The sequence below is a fragment of the Pseudomonas sp. Root401 genome (assembly GCF_001425105.1).
GTDB lineage: Bacteria > Pseudomonadota > Gammaproteobacteria > Pseudomonadales > Pseudomonadaceae > Aquipseudomonas > Aquipseudomonas brassicacearum.
In genome coordinates, this window is record NZ_LMDO01000065.1 from 73,830 (window position 1) to 100,490 (window position 26,661).

At 61.4% G+C, this 26,661-nt stretch carries 20 protein-coding genes; 8 read left to right on the forward strand and 12 right to left on the reverse strand.

Annotation, left to right across the window (positions count from 1 at the left end; all coding sequences use genetic code 11):
• Nucleotides 1-10: 10 nt before the first annotated feature.
• Nucleotides 11-484 (forward strand): SOS-induced cell division inhibitor SulA, encoded by a 474-nt coding sequence (sulA, locus tag ASC85_RS29250; protein WP_014339358.1) that lies wholly within the window; start codon nt 11-13, stop codon nt 482-484.
• A gap of 71 nt (nt 485-555) precedes the next feature.
• On the opposite strand, the gene ASC85_RS29255 is transcribed toward sulA, so the two are convergent.
• The 7 genes from ASC85_RS29255 to ASC85_RS29285 form a co-directional block, all read right to left on the reverse strand.
• Nucleotides 556-789: a hypothetical protein gene (locus tag ASC85_RS29255; RefSeq protein ID WP_003183419.1), complete on the reverse strand. Its 234-nt coding sequence runs from the start codon at nt 787-789 to the stop codon at nt 556-558.
• A gap of 106 nt (nt 790-895) precedes the next feature.
• Nucleotides 896-1,420 carry a DUF6586 family protein gene (locus ASC85_RS29260; RefSeq protein ID WP_053120722.1) on the reverse strand — a complete coding sequence of 175 codons (525 nt, stop codon included), beginning with the start codon at nt 1,418-1,420 and terminating at the stop codon, nt 896-898.
• Between the two features lie 216 nt (nt 1,421-1,636).
• On the reverse strand, nt 1,637-4,249 hold the full coding sequence (topA, locus tag ASC85_RS29265; RefSeq protein WP_003199646.1) for a type I DNA topoisomerase: 2,613 nt from the start codon (nt 4,247-4,249) through the stop codon (nt 1,637-1,639).
• A 115-nt stretch (nt 4,250-4,364) separates the two neighbouring features.
• The gene (locus ASC85_RS29270) at nt 4,365-4,601 is read right to left on the reverse strand and encodes a DUF1653 domain-containing protein (RefSeq protein WP_003199644.1); all 237 of its coding nucleotides are present in this window, start codon (nt 4,599-4,601) and stop codon (nt 4,365-4,367) included.
• 109 nt (nt 4,602-4,710) lie between these two features.
• On the reverse strand, nt 4,711-5,886 hold the full coding sequence (fadA, locus tag ASC85_RS29275; RefSeq protein ID WP_024618393.1) for an acetyl-CoA C-acyltransferase FadA: 1,176 nt from the start codon (nt 5,884-5,886) through the stop codon (nt 4,711-4,713).
• A gap of 30 nt (nt 5,887-5,916) precedes the next feature.
• Nucleotides 5,917-8,064, reverse strand: a complete 2,148-nt coding sequence (gene fadB, locus ASC85_RS29280; RefSeq protein WP_057452398.1) for a fatty acid oxidation complex subunit alpha FadB — start codon at nt 8,062-8,064, stop codon at nt 5,917-5,919.
• Nucleotides 8,065-8,660: 596 nt separating this feature from the next.
• Nucleotides 8,661-9,098 (reverse strand): hypothetical protein, encoded by a 438-nt coding sequence (locus ASC85_RS29285; RefSeq protein WP_057452399.1) that lies wholly within the window; start codon nt 9,096-9,098, stop codon nt 8,661-8,663.
• Between the two features lie 102 nt (nt 9,099-9,200).
• On the opposite strand from ASC85_RS29285, the gene ASC85_RS29290 reads away from it, so the two are divergent.
• A complete protein-coding gene (locus ASC85_RS29290; protein WP_003199636.1) occupies nt 9,201-9,641 on the forward strand; it encodes a universal stress protein in 441 nt (146 codons plus the stop codon).
• Between the two features lie 137 nt (nt 9,642-9,778).
• On the opposite strand, the gene ASC85_RS29295 is transcribed toward ASC85_RS29290, so the two are convergent.
• Nucleotides 9,779-11,698 (reverse strand): ATP-binding cassette domain-containing protein, encoded by a 1,920-nt coding sequence (locus tag ASC85_RS29295; protein ID WP_057452400.1) that lies wholly within the window; start codon nt 11,696-11,698, stop codon nt 9,779-9,781.
• A gap of 213 nt (nt 11,699-11,911) precedes the next feature.
• On the opposite strand from ASC85_RS29295, the gene ASC85_RS29300 reads away from it, so the two are divergent.
• Nucleotides 11,912-13,840, forward strand: a complete 1,929-nt coding sequence (locus ASC85_RS29300) for a transglycosylase SLT domain-containing protein (protein WP_057452401.1) — start codon at nt 11,912-11,914, stop codon at nt 13,838-13,840.
• Between the two features lie 183 nt (nt 13,841-14,023).
• Here the strand turns inward: ASC85_RS29300 and ASC85_RS29305 are convergent, their stop codons facing one another.
• Complete coding sequence (locus ASC85_RS29305; RefSeq protein WP_162254905.1) at nt 14,024-15,805, reverse strand: ABC transporter transmembrane domain-containing protein; 1,782 nt, start codon at nt 15,803-15,805, stop codon at nt 14,024-14,026.
• A gap of 249 nt (nt 15,806-16,054) precedes the next feature.
• On the opposite strand from ASC85_RS29305, the gene ASC85_RS29310 reads away from it, so the two are divergent.
• The gene (locus ASC85_RS29310; protein ID WP_003199629.1) at nt 16,055-16,234 is read left to right on the forward strand and encodes a PA1571 family protein; all 180 of its coding nucleotides are present in this window, start codon (nt 16,055-16,057) and stop codon (nt 16,232-16,234) included.
• Between the two features lie 231 nt (nt 16,235-16,465).
• On the opposite strand, the gene pdxB is transcribed toward ASC85_RS29310, so the two are convergent.
• On the reverse strand, nt 16,466-17,608 hold the full coding sequence (gene pdxB / locus ASC85_RS29315) for a 4-phosphoerythronate dehydrogenase PdxB (protein ID WP_057452403.1): 1,143 nt from the start codon (nt 17,606-17,608) through the stop codon (nt 16,466-16,468).
• 294 nt (nt 17,609-17,902) lie between these two features.
• On the opposite strand from pdxB, the gene ASC85_RS29320 reads away from it, so the two are divergent.
• Nucleotides 17,903-19,306, forward strand: coding sequence for an MATE family efflux transporter (locus ASC85_RS29320; protein WP_057452404.1), 1,404 nt, complete (start codon nt 17,903-17,905; stop codon nt 19,304-19,306).
• Here ASC85_RS29320 and tusA read toward each other — a convergent pair.
• Both tusA and rlmM read right to left on the reverse strand, forming a co-directional pair.
• A complete protein-coding gene (tusA, locus tag ASC85_RS29325) occupies nt 19,303-19,554 on the reverse strand; it encodes a sulfurtransferase TusA (RefSeq protein WP_014339369.1) in 252 nt (83 codons plus the stop codon). The two genes, ASC85_RS29320 and tusA, sit on opposite strands and share 4 nt — an antisense overlap.
• Nucleotides 19,555-19,691: 137 nt before the next feature.
• Nucleotides 19,692-20,801 carry a 23S rRNA (cytidine(2498)-2'-O)-methyltransferase RlmM gene (gene rlmM, locus ASC85_RS29330; RefSeq protein WP_057452405.1) on the reverse strand — a complete coding sequence of 370 codons (1,110 nt, stop codon included), beginning with the start codon at nt 20,799-20,801 and terminating at the stop codon, nt 19,692-19,694.
• Between the two features lie 172 nt (nt 20,802-20,973).
• On the opposite strand from rlmM, the gene acnA reads away from it, so the two are divergent.
• The 3 genes from acnA to ASC85_RS29345 all read left to right on the forward strand — a co-directional run bounded on the left by acnA (nt 20,974) and on the right by ASC85_RS29345 (nt 26,484).
• A complete protein-coding gene (gene acnA / locus ASC85_RS29335) occupies nt 20,974-23,715 on the forward strand; it encodes an aconitate hydratase AcnA (RefSeq protein WP_057452406.1) in 2,742 nt (913 codons plus the stop codon).
• Between the two features lie 327 nt (nt 23,716-24,042).
• Nucleotides 24,043-24,831, forward strand: a complete 789-nt coding sequence (locus ASC85_RS29340; RefSeq protein ID WP_057452407.1) for a CPBP family intramembrane glutamic endopeptidase — start codon at nt 24,043-24,045, stop codon at nt 24,829-24,831.
• Nucleotides 24,832-24,918: 87 nt separating this feature from the next.
• Nucleotides 24,919-26,484, forward strand: coding sequence for a methyl-accepting chemotaxis protein (locus ASC85_RS29345; RefSeq protein ID WP_057452408.1), 1,566 nt, complete (start codon nt 24,919-24,921; stop codon nt 26,482-26,484).
• Nucleotides 26,485-26,661 lie beyond the last annotated feature (177 nt).

Below are 26,661 nucleotides of genomic sequence, written 5' to 3' on the forward strand. Positions count from 1 at the left end.
AGGAGGCTTTATGCAGTTCCCTCACACACCACAACACACACAACTTCCGCTGTTCGAGGCATTCATGGCTCAACCGCTGGCTCCAGTCCTGAAAGAGGTCATCGAGTCGCCCTGGGGCGTCGAGCCCGAGGCTTTCAGCGAACTGTCGTTACGTGGTGCGGCCGGAAACTGCCTGAACCTGCTGGCGCCGATTCTGCGAGAACTCAGCCAGGACCAGGATGCTCGCTGGCTGACGCTGATCGCACCACCGGCCAGCGTCACCCAGGCCTGGCTGCGGGATGCCGGCCTGAACCGCGAACGTATCCTGTTGTTGCAGCCGCGGGGCACCCAAAGCGCCCAACAGCTGACCTGCGAAGCCTTGCGCCTGGGCCGTAGCCACACCGTGGTCAGCTGGCTCAACCCGCTGACCGCGACCGCACGGCAACAGTTGATCAGCGCCGCCCGTACCGGGGACGCACAGAGTCTGAATATTCGATTGGGCTAAGACAAACGCGGGGCTTCTCCAAGGCAGAGAAGCCGACCAGCCACACTATCCAAAAAAGCCGACAGACGGGATCAATGAAGGACCCGCGGCCCCTCTTCCTTGTTGAATTCGCCTTCAACCAGGCGACCTGCCATCTGAACACCCACGCTCAGCATCGCCTTGGCGACTTCGACGTGTTGGCCCTGGAGGAATACCTTGGCATCTTCGGAGAAGTTCAGGGTAACCAGAGAACCCTCGTCCTCAGCCCTGCGCAGCTCGATGCGGCCATCAGGAAGTTCGACAATTTCTAGAAAGGACGTAGGCATAAAAGTCTGTTCTCCACGAAAGGCGAGGATTATATAGTCATCGGCCAGGCTCCGCTCGGGATCTTGACCAAGCGTTATCAACGAACGTAACGGGCCGAGGGAAAACTCAGCACTCGTTCAAACCTTCACGAAAGCGTATCGCCAGGCTCTTGAGGTTCTGGCGCCAGCTCTCCAGCTCCTCCCGGCTCAACTCCTGCTCGGGTTCTTGTTCGTCCAGATTGACCGCCACGATCAACGGCTGGGTCACGTCCCCCTTGGGCTTGCGTGGGGCCCGCGGCGGCTCGAACAGCGCCGCATGGGCCGCCAATAGCTTCGCCAGCCAGGTTTCCGGGTTGTGCGCCAGCTCGACCATTTCGGCCATTTCCGGGATAGCAATGGTTTCCAGCACTTCGCGGGTCAACAACAGCTCGGCCCGCGGTGCATTCGCTTGAGGCAGGCGATAGAAACCGGCGATTTCATGGCACAACCCCAACAATGCACCGTACAGGTGAAACAGCGCGGATTCGCGTCCTGCCTGGAGCAGTGCCGGGGAATTCATCGCACGCCCGTCTTCGGCCCTGGTGAGCGCTTCGAGCGACAGACCGGCGAAATAGATTTTCTGATTGGTGCGGGTATAGAGTTCGTGGGCCATGGCGGCATCTCCCCAACGACATGAAAGCGTCACGCAAGTGCGACAGTGTCATGGATCAACCGAGGCCACTGCAAGCCAAAAACAAAAAGGCCACATGAAAACCCATGGGTTGTCATGCGGCCTTTTGTTCACTTGGGACTTATTGGGACGGCTACGCCCGAAACGTCGGACCGGTCCAGCGGGAGCAAGCCCCCTCGTCACACGTGAGTGCTGTCATCAACTCTTGTCTTGCACCGTCCACTTACCGCCGTCGTAAAAGGCTTTCCAGCCGGTCGGCTTGCCGTCGACTTCGGTTTGCACGTATTGCTCCTTGGTCTTGCGGCTGTAGCGAATGACCGCCGGGCGCCCTTCCGGATCCTTCTGCGGCGCTTCGCAGAGAAAATGGTACTTGGGATCGATCTCGTCCTTGTGCGGCACGATTTCCATCACCAACGGTGCACGGGTTTCACGGTTTTTCGGGAACTGGCTGGCCGCCAGGAACAGGCCGGAGGCACCGTCGCGCAGGATGTAGGTGTCGTTGACCTTCTCGCACTTGAGCTCAGGCATCTTCACCGGGTCCATCTTCGGCGGCGCCGCGTCACCGCTCTTGAGCAGTTTGCGGGTGTTCTTGCAGGTCGGGTTGGTGCAGCCGAAGAACTTGCCGAAACGGCCGGTCTTGAGTTGCATCTCGCTGCCACACTTGTCGCACTCCAGGCTCGGGCCTTCGTAGCCCTTGATGCGATAAGTGCCTTCTTCGATCTCGTAGCCGGCACAGTCCGGGTTGTTGCCGCAGATGTGCAGCTTGCGCTTTTCATCCAGCAGGTAGGCGTCCATCGCCGTACTGCAGATCGGGCAGCGATGCTTGCCACGCAGCACCAGGGATTCCGACTCACCCTCGTCATCCGCGGCGATTTCGTCGCCCGGCACCAGGTTGACTGTCGCCTTGCAGCGCTCCTTGGGTGGCAGGCTGTAGCCCGAGCAACCGAGGAACACGCCGGTCGAGGCGGTACGGATTTGCATCGGGCGACCGCAGGTCAGGCACGGGATATCGGTCATGACCGGCTGGTTGGCGCGCATGCCGCTGTCTGGGCTTTCGGCCACTTCGAGCTTCTTCTTGAAGTCGCCGTAGAACTCGTCGAGAACGTTTTTCCAGTCGCGCTCGCCCTGGGCCACATCGTCGAGGTTCTCTTCCATACCGGCGGTGAAGCCGTAATCCATCAGGTTCGAGAAGCTCTCGGACAAACGCTCGGTAACGATGTCGCCCATCTTTTCCGAATAGAAACGACGGTTGTGCAGCGCCACATAACCGCGATCCTGGATGGTGGAGATGATCGCTGCGTAGGTCGAAGGACGACCGATGCCGCGCTTTTCCATTTCCTTGACCAGGCTGGCTTCGGAGTAACGGGCCGGTGGCTTGGTGAAATGCTGGGTCGGATCAAGCTTGATCAGCTTCATCACGTCGCCCTGGGCCATGTCCGGCAGGACGTCGTCATCCCCAGGCTTGGTGATCTGCGGCATGACGCGGGTATAGCCGTCGAACTTCAGGATGCGGCCCTTGGCGCGCAGCTCGAAGTCGCCGGCACCAACGCTGACCGTGGTCGACAGGTATTGCGCCGGCAGCATCTGGCAGGCCAGGAACTGGCGCCAGATCAACTCGTAGAGACGCTCGGCATCGCGCTCCATGCCCGACAGCTTGCTTGGCTCGGTGTTGGCGTCGGACGGACGAATCGCTTCGTGCGCCTCCTGCGCGCCTTCCTTGCTGCTGTAGACGTTCGGTGTGTCCGGCAGGTACTTCTTGCCGAACTCGCTTTCTATATAAGTGCGCGCCATCGCCACGGCATCGACCGAAAGGTTGGTCGAGTCGGTACGCATATAAGTGATGTAGCCGGCTTCGTACAGACGCTGGGCCATCATCATGGTTTTCTTCACGCCAAAGCCCAGGCGATTGCTCGCGGCCTGTTGCAACGTGGAGGTGATGAACGGCGCCGACGGCTTGCTGCTGGTCGGCTTGTCTTCGCGCTTGACGATGCTGTAGCTGGAAGCCTTGAGCTTCTCCAGCGCAGCCATGGCCTGGGCTTCGTTGAGCGGCTTGAAGGCCTCGCCCTTCTCCCGGGCCACGTCGAAGCGCACGGTAGCGCCCTTGGCGGTGCCGAGGTCGGCGTGGACTTCCCAGTACTCTTCAGGGATGAACGCACGGATCTCCCGCTCGCGTTCCACCACCAGTTTCACGGCGACCGACTGCACGCGACCGGCCGACAGGCCGCGGGCGATCTTGGCCCACAGCAGGGGCGAGACCATGTAGCCCACCACGCGATCGAGGAAGCGACGCGCCTGTTGAGCATTGACCCGATCGATATCCAGTTCGCCCGGCTGGGAGAAGGCTTCCTGGATGGCCTTCTTGGTAATTTCGTTGAACACCACGCGCTTGTAGCGGCTGTCATCCCCACCAATGGCTTCGCGCAGGTGCCAGGCAATGGCTTCCCCTTCGCGGTCCAAGTCCGTCGCGAGATAGATGGTGTCGGCATCCTTGGCGAGTCGGCGCAGCTCTTCGATGACCTTTTCCTTGCCCGGGAGGATCTCGTACTTGGCTTTCCAGCCGTGTTCCGGATCGACCCCCATGCGTGAGACCAGCTGCTTGCGCGCCTTGTCTTTCGGCGACAGCGCCGGCGCTTCACCGGCAGCAGCCTTGCCGCGCTTGGCGGCTGGCTCCTTGCTGGCGCTAGCCGAACCGCTGGTGGGCAGGTCTCGGATATGGCCGATACTCGACTTCACCACGTATTGGTCGCCCAGATACTTGTTGATGGTCTTGGCCTTAGCCGGGGATTCCACAATGACCAGCGATTTGCCCATGGATCAGAAAATTCCTGAATTCTAAAAAGTGAAAGGCGGTTGGCGCCTGACGCGGCACCGCTATATATAGTGGCTGCAAGGTGAGGTCAAGCGCAGGGTTGCCCGCATACAGGCCTCAAGGCTTGGAAAAAATGCTCTCCTCGGCCTGCACCAAAGCAAAGCGTGGCACCTGTTCGCCGTCAACCTCGACGGACTCCTCGAACATGCTCAAGGGACGCACCCAAAAGCCGTAATCGCCATACAGGGCTTGATAGAAGACCACTTCTTCCTCGGTCTCGGAATGCCGCGCGATGCTGAATACGCGGTACTGCGGACCTTTGTAATGCTGGTAGAGCCCAGGTTGTATCGGCATGCTTGGCACTCACTCAAATCTTTTCAAAATAAAAACAAAATCTTTTTTTTACTAAACCCGAAAAAACAAAAACCGGGGCACTTGGCCCCGGCTTCCATCAACGCAACGCTTAGACGCGTTCGAAGACAGTGGCGATGCCCTGGCCAAGGCCAATGCACATGGTGGACACACCAAAGGTGCCGCCATTCTGCTTCATGACGTTGAGCAGCGTGCCGGAGATACGCGCACCGGAGCAACCGAACGGGTGACCCAGGGCGATCGCGCCGCCGTGCAGGTTAACCTTCTCGTTCATCTTGTCGAGCACTTTCAAATCTTTCAGCACTGGCAGGGCCTGTGCGGCGAAAGCTTCGTTGAGTTCGAAGAAGTCGATATCGGCAATACCCAGGCCTGCGCGCTTCAAGGCTTTCTGCGTGGCCGGTACTGGACCATAGCCCATGATCGCCGGGTCCACACCCGCCACGGCCATCGAACGAATCACCGCCATCGGCTGGATACCCAGGTCCTGGGCACGTTGGGCCGACATCACGATCATGCACGAGGCACCATCGGTGATCTGCGACGAGGTACCGGCTGTCACGGTGCCGCCCTTCGGATTGAATGCCGGCTTGAGGGCCGCCAGGCTTTCCAGGGTGGTTTCCGGACGAATGGTTTCGTCGTAGTCGAACAGCTTCAGGAAACCGTTCTCGTCGTAGCCCTGCATCGGGATGATCTCATCCTTGAACTTGCCTTCCACGGTCGCCTTGTGGGCGAGCTGGTGGGAGCGCACGCCAAAGGCGTCCTGCTGTTCGCGGGTGATGCCGTGCATTTTGCCAAGCATTTCCGCTGTCAGGCCCATCATGCCCGAGGCTTTTGCCGCGTACAGCGACATGTGCGGGTTCGGATCGACGCCGTGCATCATGCTCACGTGGCCCATGTGCTCGACACCACCGACGACGAACACGTCACCGTTGCCGGTCATGATCGCCTGGGCGGCAGTGTGCAGTGCGCTCATGGACGAACCGCACAGGCGGCTGACGGTCTGGCCCGCCGCCGTGTGAGGGATCTGGGTCATCAGCGAGGCCATGCGGGCGATGTTCCAGCCCTGCTCCAGGGTCTGGTTCACACAGCCCCAGATCACGTCTTCGACTTCGTTGGGGTCGACCTTGACGTTGCGCTCCAGCAGTTTGCTGATCAGGTGCGCCGACATGTCCTCGGCGCGGGTGTTGCGGTGCATGCCGCCCTTGGAGCGGCCCATCGGCGTACGACCGAAGTCGACAATCACGACGTCTCTAGGATTCAAGCTCATAAATGTTCTCTCGCTCTAGTCGTTGGGCGCTTAACCGAAGAAGCTCTGGCCGTTCTTGGCCATTTCACGCAGCTTCGCGGTCGGGTGGTACAGCGCGCCCAAATCAGCGTACTGGTCAGCCAGGGCAACGAACTCGGCGACACCGATCGAATCGATGTAGCGCAGCGCACCGCCACGGAATGGAGGGAAACCGATACCGTAGACCAGACCCATGTCGGCTTCGGCGGCGGTTTCGACAATGCCGTCTTCCAGGCAACGCACGGTTTCGAGGCACAGCGGGATCATCATCCAGTTGATGATGTCCTCGTCGGTGACTTCGCGCTGCTCGTAGACAATCGGCTTGAGCACTTCCAGCACCGACGAGTCGGCGACTTTCTTCTGCTTGCCGCGCTTGTCGGTCTCATAGGCGTAGAAGCCCTTGCCGTTCTTCTGGCCCAGGCGCTTGGCTTCGTAAAGCACGTCGACAGCCGAACGACGGTCGTCCTTCATGCGGTCCGGGAAACCTTCGGCCATGACATCGCGACCGTGGTGGCCGGTGTCGATGCCGACCACGTCCATCAGGTACGCCGGGCCCATCGGCCAGCCGAATTTTTCCATGATCTTGTCGATGCGCACGAAGTCCACACCGGCGCTGACCAGCTTGGCGAAACCGCCGAAGTACGGGAACAGCACGCGGTTGACCAAGAAGCCCGGGCAGTCGTTGACGACGATCGGGTTCTTACCCATTTTCTTGGCGTAGGCCACGGTGGTGGCAACGGCGTGTTCGCTGGACTTCTCGCCACGGATCACTTCCACCAGCGGCATCATGTGCACCGGGTTGAAGAAGTGCATGCCGACGAAATTCTCCGGACGCTTGAGGGCCTTGGCCAGCAGCGAAATGGAGATGGTCGAGGTGTTCGAGGCCAGGATGGTGTCCTCTTTGACCTTGTCTTCGACTTCAGCCAGTACCGCCTGCTTGACCTTCGGGTTCTCGACAACGGCTTCGACCACCAGGTCGACATGGCCGAAATCGCCGTAGGACAGGGTCGGACGAATGCCGTTGAGCACTTCGGCCATCTTCGCAGCGGTCATGCGACCTTTGTCGACACGGCCGACCAGCAGCTTGGCGGCTTCGGCCAGGCCTTGCTCGATCCCGTGTTCGTTGATGTCCTTCATCAGGATCGGCGTGCCTTTGGACGCCGACTGGTAGGCGATACCGCCCCCCATGATGCCGGCGCCGAGCACGGCGGCCTGCTTCACGTCACTGGCGATTTCGTCGTAGGCCTTGGCCTTTTTCTTCAGTTCCTGGTCATTGAGGAACAGACCGATCAGGCTTTGCGCAGCCGAGGTCTTGGCCAGCTTGACGAAGCCGGCGGCCTCGACTTCCAGAGCCTTGTCACGGCCGAAGTTCGCGGCTTTCTGGATGGTCTTGATCGCTTCGACCGGCGCCGGGTAGTTAGGGCCTGCCTGACCGGCCACGAAACCCTTGGCGGTTTCGAAGGCCATCATTTGTTCGATGGCGTTGAGCTTGAGCTTTTCCAGCTTCGGCTGACGCTTGGCCTTGTAATCGAACTCGCCGCTGATGGCGCGCTTGAGGGTTTCAAGGGCCGCTTCCTGGAGCTTGCCAGGTTCGACCACGGCATCCACGGCACCGACCTTCAACGCGTCTTCAGCACGGTTTTCCTTGCCCGCGGCAATCCACTCGATGGCATTGTCGGCACCGATCAGGCGCGGCAGGCGCACGGTGCCGCCGAAGCCTGGGTAGATGCCCAGCTTGACTTCCGGCAGGCCGATCTTGGCCGTGGTGGACATGACGCGGTAATCCGCCGCCAGGCACATTTCCAGGCCGCCACCCAGGGCGATGCCGTTGATGGCCACGACGGTCGGTACGTTGAGGTCTTCGAAGTCGCTGAAAATACGGTTGGCTTCGAGGTTGCCAGCGATCAGTTCGGCATCGGGCAGCTTGAAGTTGTCGACGAATTCGGTGATGTCGGCGCCGACGATGAACACGTCCTTGCCGCTGCTGACGATCACACCCTTGATCGAAGCATCTGCCTTGATAGTGTCCACAGCCTGACGCAATTCATTCAGGGTTAGACGGTTGAACTTGTTGACGGACTCACCCTTGAGGTCGAATTTCAATTCGACGATGCCACTTTCAAGAGCCTTAACCGTGATGGCTTTACCTTCGTAAATCATCAACTGATCTCCACGATATGGAAGCTGAACAGTACACGTTGAACGCTGACCACTGGTTCGGCATTGACGTTTACCGTCGATGCTACGCCAATCCGCCAGGCACACCCGTCAACGCGATAGTCGGGGTCTGTAGGAGCATTCTGAAAATACAAACGCTCAATTCATACGCCCGTTTGATTTGGGTACGTCACCTTCACGGAATTTCCGACAATTGTCAATCGCCCTAAACACAGGCGTGAACGCGACTTCACGGTCATTTCCGTACCGTACGGATCCGCAACACGGCGCCGCATGAGCAGCTATTCATAGGATCAATAATTAGAAAAATCGCCCTAATTCCAGACATATCGGATCCAGCGGTCTACGCTGTCGGGACGCGATTGAAAATTGGGAACAAAGGACGTTACGAACGCACGTCCTGACACGAGATTGTTTACCGGCCTGCCTGGCCAACCCGCCCGATGAGACTGTCGGGCTTTTTTATGCCGGTAGGCGCTGCCGAAGGCTGCGATCTTTCGCTTGAGACTCAATGGCCTGGGTAAAGATCGCAGCCTCGCTTCGCTCGACAGCTCCTACGGGAGGACAAACTATGAGATTCAGGCCAGCGCCTTGAGGGTGCTGGCAATGTCTTGCAAAACACTGGCTTCGCCCTTCTCGCCCCAGTACAAGGCGATCATTTGCCGATCGGCTTCGACCTTGTAGACGTTGGCCGGCAGTTTTTCGAAATGATTGAGCAGGGACTCATCCTGGCAGACTTCTCGCCACTGGTTGACCCAGACGCCTGGCGCAGTCTGCCAATAGCTCCAGACAGCCGGCTCCTTGCCACGCCGGGGCCGGTGGTACTGGGCGCAGGGGTTTGGCGGCTGCTGGCCGAGCCAGTGCGGCCACTCCTGCGGCGCCAGTTGCATGGCCAGGCCCAGGCGTCGCGCCTCCATGCGCAGGGCCATGCGACCGCTCTGAACACGGGACGGACGCAACCATGCCAGCGGACTTAACACCACCAACAGGATTGACACCACTATCCAGACCGTCATATTCGTACTCCCGAATTCTGATGAGCCCATTGAGCCACGTCGCCGTCAATGCGCTTGAAACCAGCCATACTTACCGTATCGCAATTCTCTGGAGTGCTTTCCATGTACTACGAACACGTTCTGGTCGCCGTCGACCTCACTGAAGAATGCGATCCGGTCGTCAAGCGCGCCCTCGCCCTTTGCGAAAGCCGGGACACCAAGCTGTCGCTGGTGCACATCGTCGAACCAATGGCCATGGCCTTCGGCGGCGACGTGCCCATGGACCTTTCCCAGTTGCAACAGCAGCAATTCGACCAGGCCAAGGAACGCCTTGACCGACTGATCGTGAAATACCCTGCCCTGAAGAAGGAATTCAGCCACCTGACCTACGGCCAGCCGCGCCAGGAGATCCATCACCTGGCCAAGGAACAGGGCTGCGACCTGATTGTGGTCGGTAGCCATGGTCGCCACGGCCTGGCGCTGTTGCTGGGCTCGACCGCCAACGACGTGCTGCATGGCGCGCCTTGCGATGTGTTGGCGGTGCACCTGGTCAAGCGCACATAACCCCAGACCCTGACCTTGTGGGAGCGAGCCTGTGGGAGCAAAGCTTGCTCCCACAGGCTCACCCCTACAGGGGAATAGCGTTTCAAATAGAAATCCCGGTGCTCGCCACGCAACACCGGGATTTTTTTAACAGCGGATCAAGCGTCCAGTTCAGCCCAGCGCTCGACCAGTGCGTCCAGCTCGGCCTGCAACTGCTCCAGGTGCGCGATGACCTTGGCGGTTTCGGCAGCAGGTCGCTGGTAGAAGCCGGCATCAGCCATCTCCGCTTCCACCGCGGCGATCTGCTGTTCCTTCGCGTCGATGTCACCCGGCAGCGCCTCCAGCTCGCGCTGCAGCTTGTAGCTGAGTTTTTTCTTGGCCGGTGCCGGGGCCGTCGCGGCAGCCACCGGAGCTGGCTCGGCCTTGACCACGGCCGAATTCAGGTCGGCCTTGCCGGACTTGCTCTCGGTTACCCCCAGCAGACGCGGCGAGCCGCCCTGGCGCAGCCAGTCCTGATAGCCACCGACGTATTCACGCACCAGGCCTTCGCCTTCGAACACCAGGGTGCTGGTGACCACGTTGTCGAGGAATGCCCGGTCGTGGCTGACCATCAGCACGGTGCCGTTGAAGGTCAGCAACACCTCTTCCAGCAACTCCAGGGTTTCCACGTCCAGGTCGTTGGTCGGTTCGTCGAGCACCAGCAAGTTGGCCGGTTTGCTGAACAACTTGGCCAGCAACAGACGGGCGCGCTCGCCACCCGACAGCGCCTTGACCGGCGTACGGGCACGCTGGGGGCTGAACAGGAAATCGCCAAGGTAGCTCAGCACATGGCGGCTCTGGCCATCGATGTCGATGAAATCGCGGCCTTCGGCGACGTTGTCGATCACGGTCTTTTCCAGGTCCAACTGATGGCGCAACTGGTCAAAGTAGGCGACGTCGATCTTCGTGCCCTCCTCCACCTTGCCATTGGTCGGCACCAGGCCGCCGAGCATCAGCTTGAGCAAGGTGGTCTTGCCGGTACCGTTGGCACCCAGCAGGCCGATGCGATCGCCACGCTGCAGGACCATGGAGAAGTCCTTGATCAGGAACGGGCCGCCCGGGTGCGCGAAACTCACGTTCTCAAGGACCATCACCTGTTTGCCGGACTTGTCAGCGGTATCCAACTGAATGTTGGCCTTGCCGGTACGCTCGCGACGTTCACTGCGCTCCATGCGCAAGGCCTTGAGCGCCCGCACACGGCCTTCGTTGCGGGTGCGACGCGCCTTGATGCCCTGGCGAATCCAGACTTCTTCCTGGGCCAGTTTCTTATCGAACAACGCGTTAGCGGTTTCTTCCGCCGCCAGCGCCGCTTCCTTGTGTACCAGGAAGCTGGCGTAGTCGCCGTTCCAGTCGATCAGGCCGCCACGGTCCAGTTCAAGGATGCGGGTCGCCAGGTTCTGCAGGAAGGAACGGTCGTGGGTGATGAACAGCACCGCACCCTGGAAGTCCTTCAAGGCTTCTTCAAGCCAGGCGATGGCGCCGATGTCCAGGTGGTTGGTCGGTTCGTCGAGCAGCAGCAGGTCCGGCTCGGACACGAGGGCCTGGGCCAGCAGGACGCGACGACGCCAGCCGCCGGACAACTCGGCCAGGGTCTTGTCGGCCGGCAATTGCAGGCGGCTCAGGGTGCTGTCGACCAGTTGCTGCAGACGCCAGCCGTCTCGGGCTTCAAGGTCGTGCTGCACGTGCATCAACTTGTCCAGGTCGGCATCGGTGACGATGTTCTGGCTCAGGTGGTGGTACTCGGCCAACAGCGCGCCGACACCGTCCAGGCCTTCGGCGACCACGTCGAAAACGGTCCGCTCGTCGGCCACCGGCAGTTCCTGGGGCAATTCGCCGATTTTCAGGCCTGGCGCGCGCCAGACCGAGCCGTCATCGGGCTTTTGATCGCCCTTGACCAGCTTCATCATGCTGGACTTGCCAGTGCCGTTGCGGCCGATGATGCACACCCGCTCACCACGGGCGATCTGCCAGGACACCTTGTCCAACAACGGCATAGCGCCGAAAGCAAGGGACACATCGCTGAATTTGAGCAGGGTCATGAGCTTCTCCAAAAACCGGGCGCGCATTCTACCTGAGATGAGGCCTCAAGGGTCCGCCAATTTCGCCACCGAAGCACTCTGCATAACAAATGTTGCGAACTTGCATCGACGGCCCTGCAAAGCTTTCGCCGGCTGCTGGCAAAAGGCTAAGCTACAGATAGTTACCCTGGGTTACCCCTTGGGCTTGTCATGTTTTTTATGCCCGGACGTCTCATGCGCAGTCGCCTTTTCAGTGTTTTATCGTGTCTTTTTGTATGTGCCACTGCCGTTCAATCCGCGCAGGCGGTGGATATCTCCACTCAACGCCAATATTACGACGAGGCCAAGCGCGCCTTGGCCAAGGGTGATTCCGGCCCTTACTTTCGCTACAGCCAGGCCCTGCGTGATTATCCGCTGGAACCCTATCTGGCCTACGACGAATTGACCGCTCGCCTCAAGAGCGCCAGCAACGCCGAAATCGAGAAGTTCCTCGCCGAACACGGTGATCTGCCCCAGGCCAACTGGATGAAGTTGCGCTGGCTGCGCTGGCTGACCGAGCGCGGCGACTGGGAGACCTTCGTCAAGTATTACGACCCCAAGCTCAATTTCACCGAACTGGACTGCCTTAACGCCCAGTACCAGCTCAGCCATGGCTTGAAGGCCGAAGGCTATGCCAATACCGAAAAGCTGTGGCTCTCCGGTAAATCCCAGCCCCAGGCGTGCGATGCCTTGTTCGGCCTATGGGCCTCCCAGGGCCAGTTAACCGAACAGAAACGCTGGGAACGCACAAAACTGGCGGCCCAGGCCCGCAACTACCCGCTGGCCAACAGCCTGGTCAGCGGCCTGACCACCCTCGCCCCCCGCGGCAAGTTGCTGGTGGACGTGGCGCAAAAACCCGAGTTGCTCAACCAGCCCTCGCGCTTCATCCCGGCCGATGAACCGATGTCCGATATCGTCAGCCTCGGCCTGCGTCGCCTGGCCCGCCAGGATCCGGAAAAGGCCATGGCGCTGTTGGACGGCTACGCCAGCACCATGCATTTTTCCCGAGATGAAAAAGTCGCGATTGCCCGGGAAATCGGCCTGACGCTGGCCAAGCGCTTCGACAGCCGGGCCTTGGACGTGATGACGAAATACGACCCGGAACTGCGCGATGACACCGTTTCGGAGTGGCGCTTGCGCCTGCTGCTGCGCCTGGCCCGCTGGGACGATGCCTACCAACTGACCCGTCGCCTGCCGGAGTCACTGTCCAGCACCAATCGCTGGCGGTACTGGCAAGCCCGTACGCTGGAACTGGCGCAACCGCAGAACCCCGAGGCGCTGACGCTCTACAAGCACTTGTCCCGTGAACGGGATTTCTATGGTTTCCTGGCCGCCGACCGTTCCCAGTCGCCGTACTCGCTCATCAACAAGCCGCTGGTGATGAGCCAGGCGCTGATCAACAAAGTGCGCAACACCCCTGGCGTGCGTCGGGCGCTGGAATTTCATGCCCGTGGGGACATCGTCGACGGGCGTCGCGAGTGGTATCACGTCAGCCGTCATTTCAACCGGGACGAGATGGTCGCCCAGGCCAAACTGGCTTATGACCTGAAGTGGTATTTCCCGGCCATTCGCACCATCAGCCAGGCCAAGTACTGGGACGACCTGGACATCCGTTTCCCGATGGCCCACCGCGACACCCTGGTGCGCGAAGCCAAGATCCGCGGCCTGCATCCAAGCTGGGCGTTCGCCATTACCCGCCAGGAAAGCGCCTTCATGGACGACGCCCGCTCCGGTGTCGGTGCCGCCGGCCTGATGCAATTGATGCCTGGCACCGCCAAGGAAACCGCGCGCAAGTTCAGCATTCCCCTGGCCTCCCCACAGCAAGTGTTGAACCCGGACAAGAACATCCAGTTGGGCGCGGCCTATCTGAGCCAGGTTCACAGCCAGTTCAATGGTAATCGTGTCCTGGCTTCGGCGGCCTACAACGCCGGCCCCGGTCGCGTGCGCCAGTGGCTGCGCGGCGCCGACCACTTGAGCTTCGACGTCTGGGTCGAAAGCATTCCTTTCGACGAAACCCGCCAATACGTGCAGAACGTGTTGTCGTACTCGGTGATCTACGGCCAGAAACTCAACTCGCCGCAACCGCTGGTGGATTGGCATGAGCGGTATTTCGATGATCAGTGATTATTAGCGCAAGCTGTTCCTGAGAAGAGAAAATGCCCGCATCGAAAGATGCGGGCATTTCTTTTGCTCGCTTGCTGGACCTTGTGGGAGCGAGCTTGCCCGCGATGGCGGTGGCACCTTCAACATGGATGCAAGCTGGCTCACCGCTATCGCGAGCAAGCTCGCTCCCACAAGGGACCATACTTAGTCGGCTGCCGCCTCCAGGCCAACATTGAACTGCAACGCCGCCAACCGCGCGTACAGCGCATTGCTGGCAACCAGCTCCTGGTGAGTGCCCACCGCAACCACCTTGCCTTGATCCATCACCGCGATCCGGTCAGCGTTTTTCACCGTGGCCAGACGGTGGGCGATGACCAGGGTCGTGCGGTTTTTCATCAGGTTGGGCAGGGCTTGCTGGATCAGGTGTTCGCTTTGCGCATCGAGGGCGCTGGTGGCTTCGTCCAGCAGCAGGATCGGCGCGTCCACCAGCAACGCCCGGGCGATGGCCAGGCGTTGGCGTTGCCCCCCGGATAACCCGAGACCACCATCACCCAGGTGGGTCTGGTAGCCGTCGGGCATTTTTTCGATGAAATCGTGGGCGTGGGCAATCTGCGCGGCCTCACGCACCTGCTCGGACGTTGCGTCGGGGTTGCCGTAGCGGATGTTCTCTTCGACCGTGCCGAAAAACAGCGCCGGGTTTTGTGAAACCAGGGCGAAGTGGCGGCGCAAGTCCAGCGGATCGAGGCGAGTCAACGGCACGTCGTCGATCAGGATCTGCCCTTGCACCGGATCGTAGAAGCGCAGCAACAGGTCATACACCGTTGACTTGCCCGCACCGGAAGGCCCGACCAGGGCCAGGGTCTCGCCGGCCTTGATGGTCAGGTCGAGGCCGTCGACCGCATAGCTGTCCGGCCGGGAGGGATAGGAAAAACGCACGCCTTCGAGGCGCAGATCGCCCCGGACCCGCTCCGGCAAGGTGACAAGGCCTGAAGCCGGCGGCTGGATGATGTTCTCCGAACGCAGCAACTCGGCAATGCGCTCTGCCGCACCCGCCGCCCGTTGCAGCTCGCCGATCACTTCGCTCAGGGTGCCGAAGGCACTGCCGACGATCAGGCTGTAGAACACGAATGCCGCCAGCTCACCACCGGAAATCCGCCCGGCGATCACATCCATGCCGCCGACCCAGAGCATCACCCCCACCGCGCCCAGCACCAGCACGATCACCAGGGTGATCAGCCAGGCCCGCTGGGCGATGCGCTTGCGGGCAGTGTCGAAAGCCTGTTCCACCGTCACGGAGAATCGTTGTTCGTCCTGGACCTGGTGGTTGTAGGCCTGCACGGTCTTGATCTGGCCAAGGGTTTCGGAGACGTAGCTGCCGACGTCGGCAATGCGGTCCTGGCTCTGGCGCGACAAACTGCGCACCCGACGACCAAAGACCAGGATCGGCGCCAATACCAGCGGCAGGGCAATCACCACGATGCTGGTCAACTTGGGATTGGTGATGAACAACAGCACGATGCCGCCCACCACCATCAAGGCGTTGCGCAAAAACAACGACAGCGACGAACCGATCACCGATTGCAGCAAGGTCGTATCGGCGGTCAGCCGCGACTGGATTTCCGAACTGCGGTTGTTTTCGTAGAAACCGGGGTGCAAGTACACCAGATGGTTGAAGACCTGCCGCCGGATATCGGCCACCACCCGCTCGCCGATCCAGGACACCAGGTAAAACCGCGAAAACGTACCGATCGCCAACCCCACCACCAGCACCATGAACAGGCCGATGGATTGATTGAGCAGGTGCGGCGAGCGGGTCATGAAGCCCTGGTCCACCAGCAACCGGATGCCTTGGCCCATGGACAAGGTAATACCGGCGGTGACAATCAGGGCCAGCAAGGCGCCGGCGACCTGTTTGCGGTAAGGGGCGATGAAGCCGCTGGCCAGGCGTATGGCACGGCGATGTCGGGAAGAAAGCATCAAGGGCATCCGATAATGCAGCAGGAAAAAGGCCGGCCAGCGACGCCAAAGCGTAGCGGAACCAAATTGAATCAGAATGAGTCGGGTTAAATATGACCACAACGACTAGAGGCTAGATGTTATCGGTCTAAAGTCTGGCTGGAAACGCAACTATGTTTCTGATTGAGTGGAGGTGTCGCCATGAACCTACAAGGAGTGTCATGGCTCGGTCACCTGGCGACATTAAAGTAGGCACACAACCTGATGAGGAGACAGGCCATGTCCTTGCAACACAGCAGCGACGACAAGATTCAAGTAATCCGCACGCAACCGGACCAGTCTCTGGGCTGCTCGTTCATCGACGCCCAAGGGCGCGAAGTACCGATCACCGAAGACATGATCCAGAAAGCCTGCAGCGAGCTGGAAAAACGACTGGTCAAGCCTGCCGAACAAAAGTGATACAGCCCGTCTCGATTGAACCCGACCTTGATGTCGGGTTTTTTATGCCTGCCGACTTTGCAGGCGCCTGTGGCACGCGGGACTGCGTTGTAGGAGCTGTCGAGCGGAGCGAGGCAGCGATCTTTCCACTGACGCTTGGATTCCAAGTGAAAGATCAAAAGATCGCAGGCTTCGCCAGCTCCTACACCGCCGAGCGGGAGCAAGCTCCCTCGCCACAAGAGCGCACCGCCCTTAAAGGGTGGTGGCACCCAGCGCTGTCACGATCTGTTGCAAGGCCGCCGACTGCCCCTCGATACGAACCTTCAGGCTGTCGATTTCCCGCCGTGGCGGATAATGCTTGCGCAAGGCGTCGAACGCGCTGCGTTGCTCGCTGACCGTGCCCACCAGGCTGCGGCGAAAGTTCGCGTCGTCGCCACGGGGGTCGTACACACTCCGGCACAACGCCGCCAAGGCCCAGGCCGGGTCGGTTGCGGCATCCAGGGTGATGCCACCCAGCCAAGGTCGAGGCAACAGGTCGCTGAGGCTGACCTCAACCGGCCGCTCCAGGAAAGCGCACAAGGCCTGGTAGATCTGGGCGGTGCCGCGCTGGCGGCCATCAAGGCTGTAACCGGCAATGTGCGGGGTGGCGATCAAGCACAAATCGGCCAAGTCCACATCCACGGTGGGTTCCTGCTCCCAGACATCCAGCACCGCTTGCAGGTCTTCGCGTTCCAGCAACACTTCGCGTAGCGCGGCGTTGTCGATCACCGGGCCGCGGGCCGCGTTGATCAGCCAGGTCCCGGGCTTGAGCTGGTTCAGACGCGCCTCGTCGAACAGGTGCCAGGTCGGTTGCTCGCCGTCGTGGGTCAACGGTGTGTGCAGGCTGATCACATCGCACTGCTCGATGATCTGTTCCAGGCTCACATAGTCGCCCCCCTCGGCGGCCTGGCGCGGCGGATCGCAGACCTTTACGGTCCAGCCCAGCCCCTTGAGCACCTCGATCAACCGCCCGCCCACCTGGCCTGCGCCGACCACGCCGAAGGTTCGTTGCTCGAGTTGTGCGCCTTCGATTTCCGCCAGGGTCATCAGGCTGCCCAGCACATAGTCCACCACGCCACGGGCATTGCAGCCCGGCGCGCTGGCCCAGCGGATACCGGCCTCGGCTAGATAGTCCAGGTCCAGGTGATCGGTGCCGATGGTGCAGGTGCCGACGAAGCGCACCTTGCTGCCTTCCAGCAGGGCCCGATTGACCTGGCTGACCGAACGCACCAGCAGCACGTCGGCTTGCTCGACCATCGTCCGGTCGAGCCCCCGGCCCGGTACCCGGCGGATTTCGCCGAATCCTTGGAAAAATGCATCTAGCAGGGGGATGTTTTCGTCGGCGACGATCAGCATGGCGGAGCTCCTTTGGCGGGAGGGGCAGTGTAGGCGTTCCGTTGGGCCTGTGCATTACCCGGAGCGAATGATGTTGTGGCATGGGAATGTATGTGGGAGCAAAGCTTGCTCGCGATGCCGGCGCCTCGGTTCCTCGGCAGACCGCATCATTTTCATCGCGGGCAAGCCTTGCTCCCACAGGTGCTCGAAAACTGAAAAAACGATTACAAATCCACAACACAGGTTTTTTCCTGACCACTGTGTCAAGGCGTAGAATTCGCCGCCTTGCGCTTAACCTTTTCGGACGCTTTCCCTGTGAACCCTGCAATCGATACCGCCACCACCCTCTCCCGCCCGGCCCGCGTTCGCCTTGAACTCAGGACCTTGCTGGCCCTGGCCTTGCCGATCATGGTGGCGCAACTGGCAACCACCGCCATGGGGTTTGTCGATGCGGTGATGGCCGGTCGGGTTGGCCCGCGGGACCTGGCGGCCGTAGCCCTGGGCAACTCGATCTGGGTGCCGGTGTTCCTGTTGATGACCGGCACATTGCTGGCGACCACGCCGAAAGTTGCCCAGCGCTTCGGTGCCGGTACGTTCGACGAGATCGGGCCGCTGGTGCGCCAGGCGCTGTGGCTGGCGTTGGTGGTGGGGTTGATCGCCACACTGGCGCTGTTCAGCGCCGAACCGATCCTGCACATCATGAATGTCGACCCCGAACTGATTGGCCCATGCATGGAATACCTGCGGGGCATCGGCACGGGCCTGCCGGCCGTGGCGCTGTATCACGTACTGCGCTGCTTCAGCGACGGCCTGGGGCGCACGCGGCCGGCGATGGTGCTGGGGCTGTGCGGGCTGGCGCTGAACATTCCGCTCAATTACATCTTCATCTATGGGCACCTGGGCGTGCCCGCCATGGGCGGCGTCGGTTGCGGCTGGGCCACGGCCATCGTGATGTGGGTCATGGCCCTGGGCATGGCCGGTTGGGCTCGCTGGGCGCCGGCCTATCAGTCGAGCCGGCTGTTCAGCCGTTTCGACTGGCCGCAATGGGCGGTCATCAAGCGCCTGCTGGGCATCGGCTTGCCGATTGGCATTGCGGTGTTCGCCGAATCGAGCATTTTCGCGGTGATCGCGCTGCTGATCGGCAGCCTCGGTGCCACGGTGGTGGCTGGGCACCAGATCGCGCTGAACTTCAGTTCCCTGGTGTTCATGATCCCCTACTCCCTGGGCATGGCCGTCACGGTGCGGGTCGGCCAGGCCCTGGGCCGTCGTCAGCCTCGCGAAGCGCGCTTCGCCGCTGGGGTGGGCATGGGCACGGCCCTGGCGTATGCCTGCCTGTCGGCGAGCCTGATGTTCGCACTGCGCGGGCCCATCGCGGCGATCTATACCGCCGATCCGGTGGTGATCGACGTGGCTTCGATGCTGATCGTCTATGCGGCGCTGTTCCAGTTTTCCGATGCGATCCAGGTCACGGCGGCAGGCGCGTTGCGCGGCTTCCAGGACACCCGGGTGACGATGATCCTGACCCTGTTCGCCTATTGGGGCATCGGCCTGCCGGTGGGTTATGCCCTGGGCCTGACCGACTGGCTCGGCGCGGCCAGCGGCCCGAGCGGATTGTGGCAAGGCTTGATCGTGGGCTTGAGTTGCGCGGCGCTGATGCTGTCGATCCGCCTGGCACGCAGCGCGCGCAAGCAGATCCGCATCAGCCGCTCGACGGATTAAGCGAGTTTCTTGCGGATCCAGTAGAGGTAAGTGCCTGCTTCCTCCTGCTGGGCCACCAGTTCGTGGTCCAGGAACACGCAAAACTTGGGGATGTCGCGGCGGGTCGAGGGGTCGGTGGCGATGACTTTCAGCAGCCCGCCGGGGACCAGGTCGCGGATGTGCTGGTGCAGCATCATCACCGGTTCCGGGCAATTGAGCCCCGTGGCATCCAGCGTGCCGTCCACCGGCGTGTCGTTCATTTCACTCATGTTCTACTCCTGAAACTGGCCGGTATTGTCGCGCAATGTCGGTTCTGAGCAAAGCCTGTGGGGCGGCAAACATGTGAGAGCAAGACTGTGGGAGCAAGGCTTGCCCGCGATGCAGGCACCTCGATCTCCGGACCGCGTCATCGTTCATCGCGAGCAAGCTTTGCTCCCACAGCTTTGCTCCCACGGGGCTTTTTCGTATCCAACCGCCGCAGATGGCACGTCACTTCCTCGCGATCGTGGTACAGCTGCTTGCAACCGATCTCGACCTTGATCCCCCGAGCCTTGAACCCCTCGGCGATGCGTTCGAGCAGGCGCATGACCTCGGCATAGCGCTGTTTCATCGGCAGCTTGAGGTTGACCACGGCCTCGCGGCAATGCCCTTCGCCAATCCACTCTTCCAGCATCGCCGCGTTGCGTGCCGGTTTCTCGACGATATCGCAGACCATCCAGTCCACCGGCTGCTTGGGCTTGAACGTGAAGCCGTCTGCCATCAGATGCTGCACCAGGCCGGTGTCCATCAGGCTTTCGGCCATCGGGCCATTGTCGATCGCGGTCACCAGCATGCCCCGGTTGACCAGTTGCCAGGTCCAGCCACCCGGCGCGGCGCCGAGGTCCACGCCGGTCATGTCGCTGTGCAGGCGCTCGTCCCACTGGTCCCGGGGAATGAAATGGTGCCAGGCCTCTTCAAGCTTGAGAGTGGAACGGCTCGGCGCTTCCCGGGGAAACTTCAGGCGGGGAATGCCCATGGGCCACATCGCCGAGTTATCGGATTCGGCCAGGCCCAGGAACACTTCGCGGCCACTCTTGAAAGTCAGCAGCAGGCGCGGCTTGCGCGGGTCGTCCACCAGCTTGCCGGCGCCAATCAGCGCCTTGCGCAACGGGCCTTCGAATTTTTTGCAGAAGTTCGACAGTTCCTTGCCGTCGTTGGTATCCACCACTTCCAGCCACAGGCTGCCACAGGTCGGGAAAGCGGCCATGTGGGCCAGGATGACGCTGATGCGATCGGTTTCCGGCAAATCGATGAACGTACCGCGCGCCCACTGGCGCGGAAAAATCAGTTCGGCGAAGCGCTGGCCGCCCATCAGCCGCTCGGCGCCGTCGTCCTCGGTGCAGACAAACTCAGCGCAGGCACTGGCCGGTTTGGCCTTGGCGTAGCCGGCCACGTTGAGCCGGGCCGCGTGTTCGGCGATCTCGGAACAGACCTCGCCTTCGAAGCCCGGCCGGCAGTGCATGAAAAGCGTGTTCATTGAAACTCCGTAGCAAAGCCTGTCACGAAAACCGCCGCATGATAGCGGAGTTCGGAACCGCGAACCTGCCCATAGAGTCCAGTGATTAGTCATACGCTCAAAACAGGGCTAGGTTAAAGGCTCTGTCCGTTCCGTCAGTCCGTAGCCGTGCGGACTCAAAGGAGTGATTTCAATGCCGTCCCTCGATAGCCTGAAAACCCTTAAAACACTGCAAGTCGACGCCAGGACCTACCACTACTTCAGCCTGCCGGATGCCGCCCGAAGCCTGGGTGACCTGGACAAACTGCCCATGTCGTTGAAGGTGCTGCTGGAAAACCTGCTGCGCTGGGAAGATGAAAAAACCGTCACCGGCACCGACCTCAGGGCCCTGGCCGGTTGGCTCAAGGAGCGCCGTTCCGACCGCGAGATTCAATACCGCCCGGCACGGGTGTTGATGCAAGACTTCACTGGCGTCCCCGCCGTGGTCGACCTGGCCGCCATGCGCGCCGCCATGGAAAAGGCCGGCGGCGATCCCCAGCGGATCAACCCGCTGTCGCCGGTGGACCTGGTGATCGACCACTCGGTGATGGTGGACAAATTCGCCAGCAGCCAGGCGTTCGAGCAAAACGTCGACATCGAAATGCAACGCAACGGCGAACGCTACGCCTTCCTGCGTTGGGGCCAGAGCGCTTTCGACAACTTCAGCGTGGTGCCGCCGGGCACTGGCATCTGCCATCAGGTCAACCTCGAATACCTGGGCCGCACCGTGTGGACCAAAGAGGAAGACGGTCGCACCTACGCGTTCCCGGACACCTTGGTGGGCACTGACTCCCACACCACCATGATCAATGGCCTCGGCGTACTGGGCTGGGGCGTCGGTGGGATCGAGGCGGAAGCCGCCATGCTCGGCCAGCCGGTGTCGATGCTGATTCCCGAGGTCATCGGCTTCAAACTGATCGGCAAGTTGCGCGAAGGCATCACCGCCACCGACCTGGTGTTGACCGTCACGCAGATGCTGCGCAAGAAAGGTGTGGTGGGCAAGTTCGTCGAGTTCTATGGCGACGGTCTGGCCGACCTGCCGCTGGCCGACCGCGCCACCATCGCCAACATGGCGCCGGAATACGGCGCCACCTGCGGCTTCTTCCCGGTGGACGATGTGACCCTGGACTACTTGCGCCTGTCGGGACGCCCAGCGGAAACGGTGAAATTGGTCGAGGCCTATTGCAAAGCCCAGGGCCTGTGGCGCTTGCCCGGCCAGGAACCGGTGTTCACCGACACCCTGGAGCTGGACATGGGCAGCGTCGAGGCCAGCCTCGCCGGACCGAAACGCCCGCAGGACCGGGTCTCGCTGCCGAATGTCGGCCAGGCTTTCAGCGACTTCCTGGGATTGCAGGTCAAACCCACCAGCAAAGAAGAAGGTCGCCTGGAAAGTGAAGGTGGCGGTGGCGTCGCGGTGGGCAATGCCGATCAGGTGGGCGAAGCCGAATACGAATTCGAAGGCCACACCCATCGCCTGAAAAACGGCGCGGTGGTGATTGCAGCGATCACCTCGTGCACCAACACCTCCAACCCCAGCGTGATGATGGCCGCCGGGCTGCTGGCGAAAAAAGCCGTGGAAAAGGGCCTGACCCGCAAGCCGTGGGTCAAGAGTTCCCTGGCCCCGGGCTCCAAGGTGGTCACCGACTACTACAAGGCGGCCGGCCTGACCGAGTACCTGGATAAACTTGGTTTCGACTTGGTGGGCTATGGTTGCACCACCTGCATCGGCAACTCCGGACCGTTGCCGGAGCCGATCGAAAAAGCCATTCAGAAAGCCGACCTGACGGTGGCCTCGGTATTGTCAGGCAACCGCAACTTCGAAGGCCGGGTACACCCACTGGTGAAGACCAACTGGCTGGCCTCGCCGCCGCTGGTGGTCGCCTATGCCCTGGCCGGCACGGTGCGTATCGACATCAGCAGCGAGCCGCTGGGCAACGACCGGGGCGGCAAGCCGGTATACCTGCGGGACATCTGGCCCAGCAGCCAGGAAGTGGCCGCCGCCGTGGCCCAGGTCAACACCAGCATGTTCCACAAGGAATACGCCGCCGTGTTTGCCGGTGACGAGCAATGGCAGGCTATCGAAGTGCCGCAAGCGGCGACTTACGTCTGGCAGGACGACTCGACCTACATCCAGCACCCGCCGTTCTTCGACGACATCGACGGACCGCCACCGGCCGTCAAGAACGTCGAAGGCGCCCGGGTCCTGGCCCTGCTGGGAGACTCGGTGACCACCGACCACATCTCCCCGGCCGGCAACATCAAGGCAGACAGCCCGGCCGGTCGCTACCTGCGCGAACAAGGCGTGGAGCCGCGAGACTTCAACTCCTACGGTTCCAGGCGCGGCAACCATCAGGTGATGATGCGCGGCACCTTCGCCAATATCCGCATTCGCAACGAAATGCTCGACGGCGAAGAAGGCGGCAACACGATCTACATTCCCAGTGGCGAACGAATGCCGATCTACGACGCCGCCATGCGGTACCAGGCCGCCGGCACGCCACTGGTGGTGATCGCCGGCCAGGAATATGGCACCGGCTCGAGCCGGGACTGGGCAGCCAAGGGCACGAACCTGCTGGGGGTCAAGGCGGTGATCGCCGAAAGCTTCGAGCGCATCCATCGCTCCAACCTGGTGGGCATGGGCGTGCTGCCGTTGCAGTTCAAGCTCGACCAGAACCGCAAGAGCCTGAACCTCACGGGCAAGGAAACCCTGGACATCCTCGGGCTCAACGACGTCGAACTGACGCCGCGCATGAACCTGCCCCTGGTCATTACCCGCGAGGACGGCAGCCAGGAACGAATCGAAGTGCTGTGCCGGATCGATACCTTGAATGAAGTGGAGTATTTCAAGGCCGGCGGGATCCTTCACTATGTGTTGCGGCAATTGATTGCCGGTTAAAGATAAGCGTCCCCTGTGGGAGCGAGCTTGCTCGCGATAGCGGTCGATCAGCCAATATCGATGTTGACTGACAGGCCCCTATCGCGAGCAAGCTCGCTCCCACAGGTTCTGCGGCTTACTGACCGTTATTAACGTCTTAAACAGGCGATGTTTTTGTATCGGCCTGCCTATAATCCCTCCGGCGCTCACGGAACAGAGCCAACCAACTGCTTGCCCCTTCCTGCGCATGAACCTGCATGGACACAAATGTGCTCTTTGCGCGACACGGTGGCGTCGAAGACCCGACGGCCGCTCTCGCCCAGAGCGCTCCCGCTAAAAGGATGTTGTATGCCCGCGTTACCCTGGCTTCACCTGGCCCTCCTTTCCATTGGCTACGGCCTGGCGCTGATCTACGGCCATTTGGCCTGGACGGCGGCCATCTCGGTCGCGCTGCTGCTGTTCGCCGGGTATGCGGTTCGCCAGCAGCAAACGCCGGTTGGCCAGTTTCTCGGGCATGCCCTGTTCCTGACCATGGCCCTGGCACTGGCCCTGCACTGGATGCCCGGTTTCTTCAATGGGCGGGTGATCCCGGCGCAACGCTTGACCGACGACGCCGCGCCATTTGCCATGTACCTCAACCAGGACAAGCCGCTGATCGGATTCTGGCTACTGCTGGCCTGTCCGTGGATCGTCGGCCGGCGCTCATTGCGCCTGTCGGCCCAGGCCACGGCACTGGGCCTGGCGTTGAGCGCGGTGCTGGCCCTCGGCGGGGCCGTGCTGCTGGGCATGATCCACTGGGCGCCGAAGTGGCCGGATCACGCCTGGTTATGGGTGCTCAATAATCTTTTATTGGTGACGCTCGTGGAGGAAGCGCTGTTTCGTGGCTACATTCAGGGAGGCCTGAGTCGGCGCTTCAAACATTTGCCCCATGGCGACAACCTGGCGCTGTTCCTGGCCTCGCTGCTGTTCGGCCTGGTACACGCTGGCGCAGGTTGGCAATGGGTGCTGCTGTCGGGCCTGGCGGGGGTCGGTTACGGCCTGGCGTACCGTTTTGGCGGCCTGGGCGCGGCGATTGCCACGCATTTTTTTCTCAACCTGCTTCATTTCGCCCTATTTACCTACCCGATGCTGGCGTGATAGCGACAAGCAAAAATAACTTCAATTAAAACCTGGCACCGCCGACAACCTTTCATAGCCTTTCAAAGCCTTGCGGATCTATACACCATGCGTAACAACCAGCCCGTCACACAACGCGAAAGGACCTTCCCGGCCCAGCAACGATTGATTTCGACCACCGACGCCAAGGGCGTGATCACCTACTGCAACGACGCGTTCGTTGACATCAGCGGGTATTCGAAGGAAGAACTGATTCGTTCGCCGCACAATCTCGTGCGCCATCCCGACGTCCCATCCGCTGTGTTCGCGCACATGTGGGGCACGCTCAAACAAGGCTTGCCATGGATGGGCATCGTCAAGAATCGCAGCAAGAACGGCGACCATTACTGGGTCAACGCCTATGTCACGCCCGTGTTCGAGGGCAATCAGGTGGTCGGCTACGAATCGGTGCGGGTCAAGCCCTCCGCCGAACAGATCGCCCGCGCCGAGGCGCTTTATCAACGTATCAACCAAGGCAAGTCCGCGGTTCCTGGCAGCGACAAATGGGTGCCCATACTGCAGGACTGGCTACCGTTTATCCTGGTCAGCCAGTTGAGTTTCATCGTCGGCGCTTTCCTGGATTCCTCCTGGGGCTTTGCTCTGGCCGCCGTGCTGTCGGTGCCCTTGGGGCTGATGGGCCTGCAATGGCAGCAACGCGGGATCAAGCGCCTGCTGCGTCTGGCCGAGCAAACCACGTCCGACCCGCTGATCGCACGGATGTATACCGACAGCCGCGGCGTCCAGGCACGCCTGGAGATGTCGATCCTCAGCCAGGAAGCGCGCCTGAAAACCTGCCTGACCCGCCTGCAGGACACCGCCGAGCACCTTAACGACCAGGCTCGCCAGTCCAACACCCTGGCCCATGACAGTTCCAGCGGCCTGGAGCGCCAGCGGGTGGAAACCGAACAGGTCGCCACGGCCGTCAACCAGATGGCGGCAACGACCCAGGAAGTCGCCAGCCACGTGCAGCGCACCGCCGATGCCACCCAGGAAGCCAACCGCTTGACCAGCCGCGGCCGCGACATCGCCGGCGAAACCCGCGAAGCCATCGAGCGCCTGTCAGTGGTGGTCGGCGAGACCGGGCAGACCGTGACCCAACTGGCCAAGGACAGCGACGAGATCGGTGGCGTGGTAGACGTGATCAAAGGCATCGCCGACCAGACCAACCTGCTGGCCCTCAACGCCGCCATCGAAGCGGCCCGCGCCGGGGAAATGGGCCGCGGCTTTGCCGTGGTAGCAGACGAAGTGCGGCAACTGGCACAACGCACCAGCGAATCCACCGGGCAGATCCACGCCCTGATCGCCAAGCTCCAGCAGACCGCCACCAACGCCGTGCAGACCATGGACGCCGGCCATCGCCAGGCCGAAGAAGGCGTGGCGCGGGTCATGGAAGCGGACGAGGCGCTGGTGGGGATCAGCGAAGCGGTGGCCCACATCACCGACATGACCACCCAGATCGCCGCCGCCACCGAGGAGCAAAGCTCAGTGGCCGAGGAGATCAGCCGCAACATCAGCAACATCTCGGAACTGGCTGACCAGACCTCCGGCCAGGCTCACAGCTCGGCGCTGCTGAGCGAAGAGCTGACCCGCACGGCCAACACGCAGTATTCGTTGGTGGAGCGGTTTAATCGCTGATAGATGTCGGTTTGATCAAAAAGCCCGGACAGCGAAAGCTTCCGGGTTTTTTGTTGCCTGATAAACCGCTATCGCGAGCAAGCTCGCTCCCACAGGGGTTGTGGGCCGCTCGTTCAAATGCATTCCAATGTGTGGAGCGGGCTTGCCGGCGATGAGGCCGGGACTGCCTGCCAGGAA

Coding starts and splice junctions, on each gene's coding strand:
- sulA (WP_014339358.1), top strand. CDS start 11: ATGCAGTTCCCTCACACACCACAACACACACAACTTCCGCTGTTCGAG.
- ASC85_RS29255 (WP_003183419.1), bottom strand. CDS start 789: ATGCCTACGTCCTTTCTAGAAATTGTCGAACTTCCTGATGGCCGCATC.
- ASC85_RS29260 (WP_053120722.1), bottom strand. CDS start 1,420: ATGGCCCACGAACTCTATACCCGCACCAATCAGAAAATCTATTTCGCC.
- topA (WP_003199646.1), bottom strand. CDS start 4,249: ATGGGCAAATCGCTGGTCATTGTGGAATCCCCGGCTAAGGCCAAGACC.
- ASC85_RS29270 (WP_003199644.1), bottom strand. CDS start 4,601: ATGCCGATACAACCTGGGCTCTACCAGCATTACAAAGGTCCGCAGTAC.
- fadA (WP_024618393.1), bottom strand. CDS start 5,886: ATGAGCTTGAATCCTAGAGACGTCGTGATTGTCGACTTCGGTCGTACG.
- fadB (WP_057452398.1), bottom strand. CDS start 8,064: ATGATTTACGAAGGTAAAGCCATCACGGTTAAGGCTCTTGAAAGTGGC.
- ASC85_RS29285 (WP_057452399.1), bottom strand. CDS start 9,098: ATGACGGTCTGGATAGTGGTGTCAATCCTGTTGGTGGTGTTAAGTCCG.
- ASC85_RS29290 (WP_003199636.1), top strand. CDS start 9,201: ATGTACTACGAACACGTTCTGGTCGCCGTCGACCTCACTGAAGAATGC.
- ASC85_RS29295 (WP_057452400.1), bottom strand. CDS start 11,698: ATGACCCTGCTCAAATTCAGCGATGTGTCCCTTGCTTTCGGCGCTATG.
- ASC85_RS29300 (WP_057452401.1), top strand. CDS start 11,912: ATGCGCAGTCGCCTTTTCAGTGTTTTATCGTGTCTTTTTGTATGTGCC.
- ASC85_RS29305 (WP_162254905.1), bottom strand. CDS start 15,805: ATGCCCTTGATGCTTTCTTCCCGACATCGCCGTGCCATACGCCTGGCC.
- ASC85_RS29310 (WP_003199629.1), top strand. CDS start 16,055: ATGTCCTTGCAACACAGCAGCGACGACAAGATTCAAGTAATCCGCACG.
- pdxB (WP_057452403.1), bottom strand. CDS start 17,608: ATGCTGATCGTCGCCGACGAAAACATCCCCCTGCTAGATGCATTTTTC.
- tusA (WP_014339369.1), bottom strand. CDS start 19,554: ATGAGTGAAATGAACGACACGCCGGTGGACGGCACGCTGGATGCCACG.
- rlmM (WP_057452405.1), bottom strand. CDS start 20,801: ATGAACACGCTTTTCATGCACTGCCGGCCGGGCTTCGAAGGCGAGGTC.
- acnA (WP_057452406.1), top strand. CDS start 20,974: ATGCCGTCCCTCGATAGCCTGAAAACCCTTAAAACACTGCAAGTCGAC.
- ASC85_RS29340 (WP_057452407.1), top strand. CDS start 24,043: ATGCCCGCGTTACCCTGGCTTCACCTGGCCCTCCTTTCCATTGGCTAC.
- ASC85_RS29345 (WP_057452408.1), top strand. CDS start 24,919: ATGCGTAACAACCAGCCCGTCACACAACGCGAAAGGACCTTCCCGGCC.